Source organism: Mesorhizobium alhagi CCNWXJ12-2 (assembly GCF_000236565.1).
GTDB classification, from domain to species: Bacteria; Pseudomonadota; Alphaproteobacteria; order Rhizobiales; family Rhizobiaceae; genus Allomesorhizobium; species Allomesorhizobium alhagi.
In genome coordinates this window covers 1-10,120 of sequence record NZ_AHAM01000034.1, presented here as the reverse complement: position 1 = coordinate 10,120, position 10,120 = coordinate 1, and the positions used below count along the sequence as shown (strand labels likewise).

Annotated in this window: 5 protein-coding genes and 1 tRNA gene; 1 reads left to right on the top strand and 5 read right to left on the bottom strand. The window is 64.0% G+C overall.

The features are described from left to right. Positions 1-203: 203 nt before the first annotated feature. Positions 204-473, bottom strand: a complete 270-nt coding sequence (gene rpmA, locus MAXJ12_RS05060) for a 50S ribosomal protein L27 (RefSeq protein ID WP_008834701.1) — start codon at positions 471-473, stop codon at positions 204-206. A 24-nt stretch (positions 474-497) separates the two neighbouring features. Next, positions 498-1,154 (bottom strand): 50S ribosomal protein L21, encoded by a 657-nt coding sequence (locus MAXJ12_RS05055; protein ID WP_008834700.1) that lies wholly within the window; start codon positions 1,152-1,154, stop codon positions 498-500. A gap of 248 nt (positions 1,155-1,402) precedes the next feature. Here MAXJ12_RS05055 and MAXJ12_RS05050 point away from each other — a divergent pair. Then, positions 1,403-1,492, top strand: a tRNA-Ser gene (locus tag MAXJ12_RS05050). Positions 1,493-2,287: 795 nt separating this feature from the next. On the opposite strand, the gene MAXJ12_RS05045 is transcribed toward MAXJ12_RS05050, so the two are convergent. From MAXJ12_RS05045 to MAXJ12_RS05035, 3 genes are all read right to left on the bottom strand, one after another. Beyond that, positions 2,288-2,878 carry an invasion associated locus B family protein gene (locus MAXJ12_RS05045; RefSeq protein WP_139043792.1) on the bottom strand — a complete coding sequence of 197 codons (591 nt, stop codon included), beginning with the start codon at positions 2,876-2,878 and terminating at the stop codon, positions 2,288-2,290. 24 nt (positions 2,879-2,902) lie between these two features. Next, entirely contained in the window at positions 2,903-4,261 is a 1,359-nt protein-coding gene (locus tag MAXJ12_RS05040; protein WP_244421444.1) for an autotransporter family protein, read from the bottom strand. Between the two features lie 35 nt (positions 4,262-4,296). Next, on the bottom strand, positions 4,297-10,120 hold a 5,824-nt coding region (locus MAXJ12_RS05035; RefSeq protein ID WP_008834697.1), incomplete at its 5' end, for an autotransporter-associated beta strand repeat-containing protein.

Sequence of the window (10,120 nt, the reverse complement as noted above, 5' to 3'; positions counted from 1 at the left end):
GCCCCAGCCGTTCGGTGACCAGGACAGGACAGTCTATCGACAGACTTTCGCCTTCGAAGTCTTCACTTTCGGCAACCATTTCAGTCCTCCAGAAAAAACATAGAAAAAGGGGAGATGGCGGCCCATCTCCCCTGATCCTTTTTCTGGACTGTCCAGACACCGGTCCCCGAGATGGGTCGCCGGTGTTCTAGTCGCGGAACCGGCTACTCCGCTGCCTTCGTCATCGGGTTCACCGATACGTACGTGCGGCCATTGGCTTTCTTTCGGAACGCGACTGCGCCTGCTTCGAGCGCAAAAAGGGTGTGGTCCGTGCCAATGCCGACATTCGTGCCGGGATGCCACTTGGTGCCGCGTTGACGAATAATAATGTTGCCCGGAATGACGGCTTCGCCGCCGAACTTCTTCACGCCGAGGCGCTTGGATTCCGAATCGCGACCGTTGCGCGACGAACCGCCAGCTTTCTTATGTGCCATTGCTGTTCTCCTTCAGTCCCGATCTTATTCTTTTTCCGCCGAAGCTGCAGCTTCTTTGTCGGTCTTGGCGCGAGGCGGCTTGCCGGCGATCAATTCCTTCGCCTGTTCGACCCACTCTTCGCGCTCCGTGCGGCCGCCGAGCTTCAGATCTTCGTCGATCTTGGCGAGGTCGGCGGCGCCCATCGAGGCGATCTGCTTGAGCGACGTAACGCCGGCTGCTTCAAGCTTCTTCTTCAGCGCGGGGCCGACGCCGCTGATCAGCGAGACATCGTCGTTGAAGTCGGCGCTTGCGTCGGCCATCAGTGCAGCGGGCGCCGTGCTGGCCTTGGCTTCCTTCTTGGCGGCGGCCTTCTTGGCCGCCTTGGCGCCACCGGTCAGGATCTCGTCGATCCGGATGGTGGTTTCATGCTGGCGATGGCCGTGCTTGCGGCGCGAATTCTGGCGGCGGCGCTTCTTGAAGGCGATGACGGTCTTGGCGCGGCCCTGCTGGACCACTTCCGCCGTGACTGTCGCGCCTTCAACGAACGGCGCGCCGAACGTCGCATTCTCGCCTTCGCCGAAAGCCAGGACTTCGCCGAATTCGATGATGTCGCCGGCATTGCCGGCAAGTTTCTCGACCTTGATGAGGTCGTTGGCGGCGACGCGATACTGCTTGCCGCCCGTTTTGATGACTGCGAACATTTTTTGCCTTTCGCTGTTCGGTCCGGCTTTTCGAGCGCCCAAAAGGGCGATCTGGCCGTCTTTTTGTCAGTCTGCGGGGTTCAAAGTACAACCGGCGCGGAGAGGCCCCCACGCCGGAATGCTGCGTGGGTAACCGATGCCTGCGGCGAAGTCAAGGCGAGCGGCAAATTTGCCGCCGATTGGGCCTTGTATCGTCGCCCTCACGCCGTTATCTAGTGCACCGCGCCGGCAACGGCCGACCATCACCCGGAGAGGTGGCAGAGTGGTCGAATGCACCGCACTCGAAATGCGGCATGGGTGCAAGCCCATCGGGGGTTCGAATCCCTCCCTCTCCGCCAATGGGTTTTCACTCATCCCCAGTAACGCGCAAGCGGGATTGCCCAAGGCAATCGCCTGGACGGGAACCCCAGCACGGGTGTTCCGGTCATGAGTATCGCGCGAAGTATCGTTTGTGGGGACACGAAACCGCCCCGACCGACGGGCAAGGCACAGCCCGGGAACGCCCACCCCGGCCGCTACCTCGTGCGGTCAGGCTCCGTTTACATGTTCAGATCAGGTTGCCGAAGGATCTCTGCGGTCATGCCCAGCGTCTCGTCCGCATCAGCCTCGGCGCGCTGACGGCGCTGCATGAGTCCTGACGCCCGAGATGACAGTGCAGCCAATGACTTTCGTCATCATCGGTCATGACTTTAGCCACGTGTCTCCCCTCTCGATGTCTTCTAGCCGGTACAGGGCGGTACGGGCTGGATGGCCGGCGTCTAACCCACCGACCTCTTGGCGCCGGCCATCTTTGCCCTGGATGACAAATGTACCGATCTCAATCTGACTGGACCGGCGATAATAACTCGACGCCTCAAGCGAACCCGACGTCTGCGCAACCACTTGGCCGCAGCCTATCGAGCGTTGAGGGCGTTCGGTGAGTTATCTTTTCCCGCAGGAGCGTGAGGCGCTTGAGATGCTTGCAGGCATCAGGCCTCGAACATCAGAGCCGTGGGTCAAGGCATGCCTCAAGCATCTCAGTCGCGAAGGCCTATGCAGTGAAGGGCCGAACTACCGGTTGACTGACAAGGGACGGGCGTTGCTCGGTTTGCTTGGCGAGAAGCAGGCCCACGACTGACCCGCGCCCGCCGAACTCACTTTGCGAGAGCCAGGGTGCGATCGAAAGCGCCGCCAAACCCCTTGAGGGATACGGAAAATATGGTGTCCTTGGCGCCATCCGCCTTGGCGTGGACCTTGAGCGAGGTACCGTTGCGCAGCGATTCAAGCATCTTGGCATCGAGATTCGACGAGACAATGCAGCCTGCCGGCAGGCAGGTGCGGAACGGAAGCGGCTGCCCCTGCGCCTGGTCGTCGATCTGCAGCGCAGCCCCGGAGGCAAGATCAAGCCCGAATGGCAGGAACAGCGTTACGGCACTGGCATCCGCAGAGGGCTGAAGCTCGACAGCGATGATGCGCTGGCCCGATTGGCCATTCTGCTGCTCCTGAGACATGGCGCAGACCTTGCGTGCCTGTTCTCCCTCGCCTCTGATGACGCAACTCACAACCCAGTCGCCATGAACTTCGCGCAGCGAAGTCGCACCGCCAGGCAGGGCTGTTTCCTGTGCGAGCGCAGGAGCGGGCGACAGGCCGGCAACGGCCAAAATCACGAAAAGCGAACGCTGGAATTCCCTGACAGTCACACAGACCTCCTTGAAGCGATCATACTTGTTGGCCTGCACTGCCATAGCATGCGCCAGCCACGCCACCACCTAGAACTTGACCTTCAAGCCAAGTTCACCACCGAAAGCATGGTCGTCGCCGTCAAACTTATGCTGGAACTCAAGATTTCCGTAGAGAGAAACGTCCTTTGCGAGTTCGGCATCGAAGCCGCCATCGATTTTGAACCCTGCCCCGCGTTCATTTGCCTCGAACGGAACAAAACCGTCCTCTGACGAAAACTGTGTCACCGGCTGTCCAAGGAATTCGTTGAGGACGCTAGCCCTGATCCAGGCCAGGGCCCGACGTTGATCGCCTGCGGGCGTTCCGGCCGGGCTCAGGTCCCAGCTTCGCGACAGACGTACGCCAAGCCGGCCTACCAGGCTCTGCACGTCATCGAAGCGGATCTGCGCTCCCACATCATGCGCATCGTCCAGATCGATTGTCTGGTAGGTCAATTGCGCCTGAGGCTCCAGGACAACGCCGTCGCCGAGATAGAACGGATAGCCGCCTTCCAACAAGGCTCCCAGACCGAAGCCGTCCGTCTCCATGCCCGGCAGTCGTCCCGACGCCTCTATATCGTACCAGGTGCCTTGAACCACGCCGTCGAGATACCAGCCGGTCGCCCCGAAGTGGGTCCAGTAGCCGCCAACGGTCCAGCCGTTCAGCCGGTCGGAACCGGCATCCGTTTTGTCAAAATGAGTGACATCCGCGCTGGTATGCCCGTAGGCAAAGTAGACACCGGCATTGTCGAAGCTGCCGTCCGTGTGCTCCGCGCGATAGATGTCCATGCCGGTCTGAATGGCGAAGATATCGTAGTCGTAGCTCGGGCCGCCGTCGCCGTAGATGCCAAGCTCCCCTCCGTCCCTGGAGCCGGTCATGCCGATGATGCGGCCCCAGGCAAGACGGTTGGCGTCGCCCACCTGACCGGCGGGATCGAAGCGTTGGAATGATCTCTCCCCACCCATGCGCTCATCCAGCGAATCCAGCAGCGCATTGCCGTAGTCCAATGCCAGCGAGGGTATCGCCGCGTAGAGGGATGTTTCGGGCCGGTAATGCGGCGGTGCGGGGGGATCGTCGCCATCGTCGCAGACATCCGCAAACGACGGGAGGCTGCAGTCGAGGATGGTACGCAGGAACCAATCATTCGGAGAACCGCCCGAAAGACCGCCGCGATAGAGGGAATATTCATAAGGGCCGGCGACCGCCGGTCCGCCCAGCGCAAAAGCGTTGGCAGCAGTCGTCCCACCGTTGACGGCGTCGATGAGCAGTATCCCATCCCCGGTGGTCCTGGCTCCGCCGCCGCCGACATTGGCCACCAGGATGGAACTGCTGCCGGTTGCCGTTCCGCCGTCTATCAGCATCCTGTCGGAGATGGAGGAATCGTCGCCGAGACGGGTATTGAAGACGATCGTCCCGTCTTCACCGATGTAGTCGCCCTCGATTGTCAGGTCAGCGTGCCGTCGAGCACCAGATCGCCCCCGACTGCCGTCAGGTCATTCAACGGTCCGCCGACAACACCCGCCTGACCAAAGCTGTAAGCGAGGCTCGAAGCGCCGCTCAACGTCAGGTCTCCATTGATGGTCAATGTGCCTGGAACCGTGCTGGCACCTCCCGGCGCCAACCCGGCGCCATTGGCGATAACAACATCGCCGCCGATCGTACCCATGCCGCCAAGCGTACCGCCGCTGAAGGCCGTCGTCAGTCCGGTCGCAGCACTTTGATCGCCGTTGATAAAGAGCGCTCCGTCGGTGATGTCGGTCGTGCCGCCATAGCTGTTGTCTGCGGTGAGGACGGTGATGCCGCTGCCGATCTGGTCCACCGCGCCGCCGCCCGAGATCAGGCCGCCGAAGACGTAGGCGTTGGAGCGGTTGAAGGCGAGCGTTCCGTTGTTCGCCACGTTGCCGACGATGCTGCCGGTCGTGCCGCCATTGCCGAGTTGCAAGGTGCCTGCCGCTATCGTCGTGCCGCCGGTATAGGTATTCGTGCCGGTGAGCACGGTCGTGCCGGTACCGATCTGGTCGACGGCGCCGGTACCGGAGATGACGCCGCCCAGGGTCAGCGTATTGCTGCGGTTGAAGGCGAGCGTGCCGTTGTTCGTCACGTTTCCGACGATGCTGCCGGTCGTGCCGCCATTGCCGAGCTGCAGCGTCCCGGCGATGATCGTCGTGCCGCCCGAATAGCTGTTGGTGGCGGTCAGCACCAGGGCGCCCGCACCGGTCTTCGTCAGAGCCCCCTCGCCGTCCACCATACCGGCCAGCGTGAAGGTCGTTCCCGCAGTGGTTTCGAAGGTCCCGTCACCGGCCTCCAGTGTCGTCGCGCGCGCCGAGGTAAAATCGGCGGTGGTGCGCAGCGTGCCACCGTCGAGGCTGAGTGCCGTGCCGGCCGCGCCGAGATTGTTGTCCGCCGAGATCTGCAGGACGCCGCCATCGATCGCGGTGCCGCCGGTGTAGGTATTGGCGCCGGAAAGCACCAGCGTGCCGAGATCCGCCTTGGTCAGCGTGGTGCTGCCGGAGATCGCCGCACTGATGGTGGCCGTGTATCTCGCGCCGCCGGCAGTGCCGTCGCCGACACGGATGACCGAGGCATCCGGCGCGGCGGCCGTCCCGACCAGCTGCAGCGGACCGCCCTGCAGCAGGTAACCGTCGCTCGCGAACTGCATGCCGGACGCCACGACCTGGCCGTTGGAATTGTCGATCGTCACCGTGCCCGACGTCGCCATGAAGATCGCGAAGGCCTCGCTCTGCCAGGGCGCGTTCGGGCTGCCGTCCTGCTCCGTCCAGTTGTCCGGGCCTGCGGCAAGCCAGGTGCCGTCGCCGCCATTGACGACGCCATCGTTCCGGGGGCCGGCGTCGCCATCCCAGAAGTTCAGCTCCACGCCGGTGGCGTTGACCAGGTTGACCTGATTGGCCACCGAGGTCTGCACGAAGAATGTGCCGGGGGGCATGCTTCCCAGTTCAAGGGTATTGTCGGTCAGCGCGCCGGCATAGTTGAAGACGCGATAGATGCCCGGCGTGAAACTGCCGCCGGGCGACAGGGTGACGTCCAGCGTGCCGTCGAGCGTGAGATCTTCCCCGACATTGGTCAGATCGTTGAACGGCCCGCCGGGCACGTCGGCCTGGCCGAAACTGTATGCGAGGGAACTGCCGCCCGAGAGGTTGAGGTCGCCGTTGATGGTCAGTTCTCCGGGCGCGGTGCTGTTGCCGCCGGGCGCCAGCGTGCCGCCGGCAATCGTCACATCGCCGCCAATCGTCCCTGTACCGCCGAGCGTCGCCGTCCCCACAGTGGTCGCGCCGGTTGCGGCGGATTGATCCCCGTTGACATACAAAGCGCCGGCATTGACCGCAGTGGGGCCGGCATAGCTGTTGTCAGCCGTCAAAATGGTGGTGCCGCTGCCGATCTGGCTAAGCGATCCGGTTCCGGAGATCACGCCACCGAAGGTCAGCGTGTTGCTGCGGTTGAAGGCGAGCGTGCCGTTGTTCGCCACGTTCCCGACGATGCTGCCGGTCGTGCCGCCACTGCCGAGTTGCAGCGTGCCGTCGCTGATCGTCGTGCCGCCGGTATAGGTATTGGCACCGGTGAGAACCGTCGTGCCGGTACCGATCTGGTTGACGGCGCCGGCGCCGGAGATCACGCCGCCGAAGGTCAGCGTATTGCTGCGGTTGAAGGCGAGCGTGCCGTTGTTCGCCACGTTCCCGACGATGCTGCCCGACGTGCCGCCATTGCCGAGCTGAAGCGTACCGGCGCTGATCGTCGTGCCGCCCGAATAGGTGTTGGCCGCGGTGAGAACCATCGTGCCCGCGCCGGCCTTGGTCAGCGATCCGCTGCCGGAAACGACGCCGTTTAGCGTGAACCTGGTGCCCGAAGCGGTTTCGAAAATTCCGCCGCCTGCCCCAAGCGTCGTGGCGCGGGCGGACGTGATGTTCTCGGTGGTGCGCAGCGTGCCACCGGCGAGGCTCAGAGCCGTGCCGGCCGCGCCGAGATTGTTGTCAGCCGATATCTGCAGCACGCCGCCATTGATGGCGGTGCCGCCGGTGTAGGTATTGGCGCCGGAAAGCACCAGCGTGCCGGCATCGGTCTTGGTGAGGGTCGCATCGCCTTCGAGGACCGAAGCGATCGTCGCCACCATTCCCGTTCCGGCGGAGGTGCCGTCGCCGACGCGGATGACCGCGTTCGACGCAGCATTGCCGACGAGGTTGATCGAATCGCCCTCGACTAGATAGCCATTGCTCGCGAACTGCATGCCGGCAACGTTGATGGCACCGAGGCTGTCGTCGACGGTGACGGTGCCGGGCGTCGCTGTGAAGATGGCAAAGGCCGCGTCGGTGAAAGGCGCATTCGGAATGCCGCTTTCGGTGGTCCAGTTGTTGTTGCCGGCCGAACTCTGCCACAGGCCGTCGCCGCCATTGACGACGCCATTATCCTTCGGCCCGGCATCGCCGTCCCAGTAGTTGAGGGTCAGGCCCGCCGTGTTGACGAGGTTGACCTGATTGGCGACCGAGGTCTGCACGAAGAAGTCCGGCGACGGGATGGCGCCGACCGTCAGGCCGTTGTTCGTCAACGCGCCCGAATAGTTGAAGACGCGGTAGACGCCGGGGCCGAACGTGCCGCCGGCGGTCGTCTCGACATTCAGCGTGCCGTCCAGCACCAAGTCGCCCTCTACGACGGTCAGGTCGTTCAGCGGCCCGCCCGGCACATCGGCTTCGCCGAATTGATAGGCCAGAAGCGAGCCGGCATTGAGCGTGAGGTTTCCATTGATGGTGAGCGTGCCCGCAACCGCGCCGGCAGCGCCCGGGGCCAAGGTGGCGCCATCGTTGACGACCACACCGCCACCGATGATGCCCGTGCCGCCGAGCGTGGCGCCGCTTGCCACGGTGGTCAGCCCGGCCGCAGCGCTCTGGTCGCCATTGATATAGAGAGCGCCTGCGCTGATCGTCGTGACGCCGCTATAGCTGTTGTCGGCTGTGAGGACCATCGCGCCGGCGCCGGTCTTGGTGAGCGAACCTGCGCCGCCAACCGTGCCGTTCAGCCTGAACGTCGTGCCGCTCGCCGCCTCGAACGTGCCGCCATCCGCACCAAGTGTGGCGTCGCGACCGGTCGTGATGCTGGCGGCAGTGCGCAGCGTCCCGCCGTCGAAGCTCAGATCCGTGCCGGCCGCGCCGAGATTGTTGTCCGCCGAAATTTCCAGCACGCCGCCATTGATCGCCGTGCCGCCTGTATAGGTGTTGGCGCCGTCGAGAATCAGCATGCCTATGTCTGTCTTGACCAGCGCCGTAGCGCCGCCGATGACCGAATTGATGGTTGCGGTATAGCCGGCTCCCAACGAGGAACCATCGCCGACGCGGATGACCGCCCCATCCGGCAAGGACGGCGAGGCGACCAGATTGATGGAATCGCCCTGGATTACATAGCCGTCGCTGGCGAACTGCATACCGGAAGCGTTGATGGCTCCGAGGCTGTCGTCGACGGTGACGGTGCCTGGCGCAGCCATGAAGATGGCAAAGGAGGAATCGGCGAAGGGAGCGTTCGGGACGCCCAGCTCATTGGTCCAGTTGTCGTTGCCGGCTGAGTTCTGCCAGATGCCGTCGCCGCCGTCGATGACGCTGTCATCCTTAGGTCCGGCCTCGCCGTCCCAGTAATTGAAGGTCAAGCCGGCCGTGTTGACGAGGTTGACCTGATTGGCCACCGCGGTCTGCACGAAAAAATCCGGAGAGGGGATAGTGCCGATCTCGAGTCCATTGTCGGTCAGTGAGCCCGCATAGCTGATGACGCGGTAGACGCCGGGATCGAACGAGCCCCCCACCGTGGTCGTGACGTTCAGCGTGCCGTCCAGCACCAGGTCGCCCCCAACCGAGGTCAGGTCGTTGAAGGGGCCGCCGACGACATTCGCCTGACCGAAATGATAGGCCAGTTCGGAACCGCCGCTCAGGGTCAGGCTCCCCGCGATGGTCAGCGTGCCCGGCGCAACCCCGACATCACCCGGAGAAAGCGTCGCGCCATCGGCAATGACGACATCGCCGCCGATAGTGCCGATGCCGCCCAGCGTACCGCCGCTTGCCGCCGTGGTAAGACCATCCGCAGCGCTCTGGTCGCCGTTGATGTAGAGCTCTCCGCTGTCGATCTGGGTGGCGCCGCTATAGCTGTTGTTTCCCGACAGCGCCGTTGCACCCGTGCCGCGCTGGACGACGTCTCCCGACCCGGAAATGGTTCCAGTGATCGGCAGCAGACCCTCGCGATCGAAAGCCAGCGTTCCGTTGTTGAGGATGTCGCCGACGATACTGTCGGAATCGCCGCCGTTGCCGAGCTGCAGGGTGCCGGCGCTGATCGTCGTGCCGCCGCTGTAGGTGCTGTTTCCGCTAAGGATGGTGGTGCCGATACCTTGCTGGACGAGCGAACCGCTGCCGGTGATCTGTCCGGCGAAGGTCACTTCATCGCTGCGATCGAAAGCCAGGATGCCATCGCCCTCCGTCAACACGTCGCCGACGATGCCTCCGGCCGTGCCGCCATTGCCGAGCTGGAGCGTGCCATCGCTGATCGTCGTGCCGCCCGTGTGGGTGTTGGCGGCGGTGAGGATCGTGGTGCCGGCGCCGATCTGGCTGAGCGAGCCGGTGCCCGAAATGACGCCGCCGAAGACATAGGTGTTGGACCGGTCGAAGGCGAGCGTGCCGTCACCCTCGGTCAGGACATTGCCGACGATGCTGCCGGTCGCGCCGCCGTTGCCGAGTTGCAGCGTACCGTCGCTGATCGTGGTGCCGCCCGAATAGGTGTTGGCGGCGGTAAGCACGGTGGTGCCGCTGCCGATCTGCTCCAGCGATCCGGTGCCCGAAACGACGCCGCCGAAGACATAGGTGTTGCTGCGGTTGAAGGCCAGCGTGCCGTCGCCTTCCGTCAGGACATTGCCGACGATGCTGCCGGTCGCGCCGCCATTGCCGAGTTGGAGCGTGCCGTCGCTGATCGTCGTGCCGCCCGTATAGGTATTGGCGGCGGTGAGGATCGTGGTGCCGCTGCCGATCTGCTCCAGCGATCCGGTGCCGGAAACGATGCCGCCAAAGACGTAGGTGTTGGAGCGGTTGAAGGCCAGTATGCCGTTGTTGGTCACGTTGCCGACGATGCTGCCGGCCGTGCCACCGCTGCCGAGCTGCAGGGTGCCGGCGCTGATTGTCGTGCCGCCGGAATAGGTGTTAGCGGCGGCAAGCACCGTCGTGCCCGCACCGGTCTTGGTCAGCGATCCGCCGCCGCTGACCACACCGTTCAGCGTGAAGGTCGTTCCC

Excerpts from the sequence above, each read along its gene's own strand:
- rpmA (WP_008834701.1), bottom strand. The coding sequence starts at position 473 with ATGGCACATAAGAAAGCTGGCGGTTCGTCGCGCAACGGTCGCGATTCG.
- MAXJ12_RS05055 (WP_008834700.1), bottom strand. The coding sequence starts at position 1,154 with ATGTTCGCAGTCATCAAAACGGGCGGCAAGCAGTATCGCGTCGCCGCC.
- MAXJ12_RS05045 (WP_139043792.1), bottom strand. The coding sequence starts at position 2,878 with ATGGCAGTGCAGGCCAACAAGTATGATCGCTTCAAGGAGGTCTGTGTG.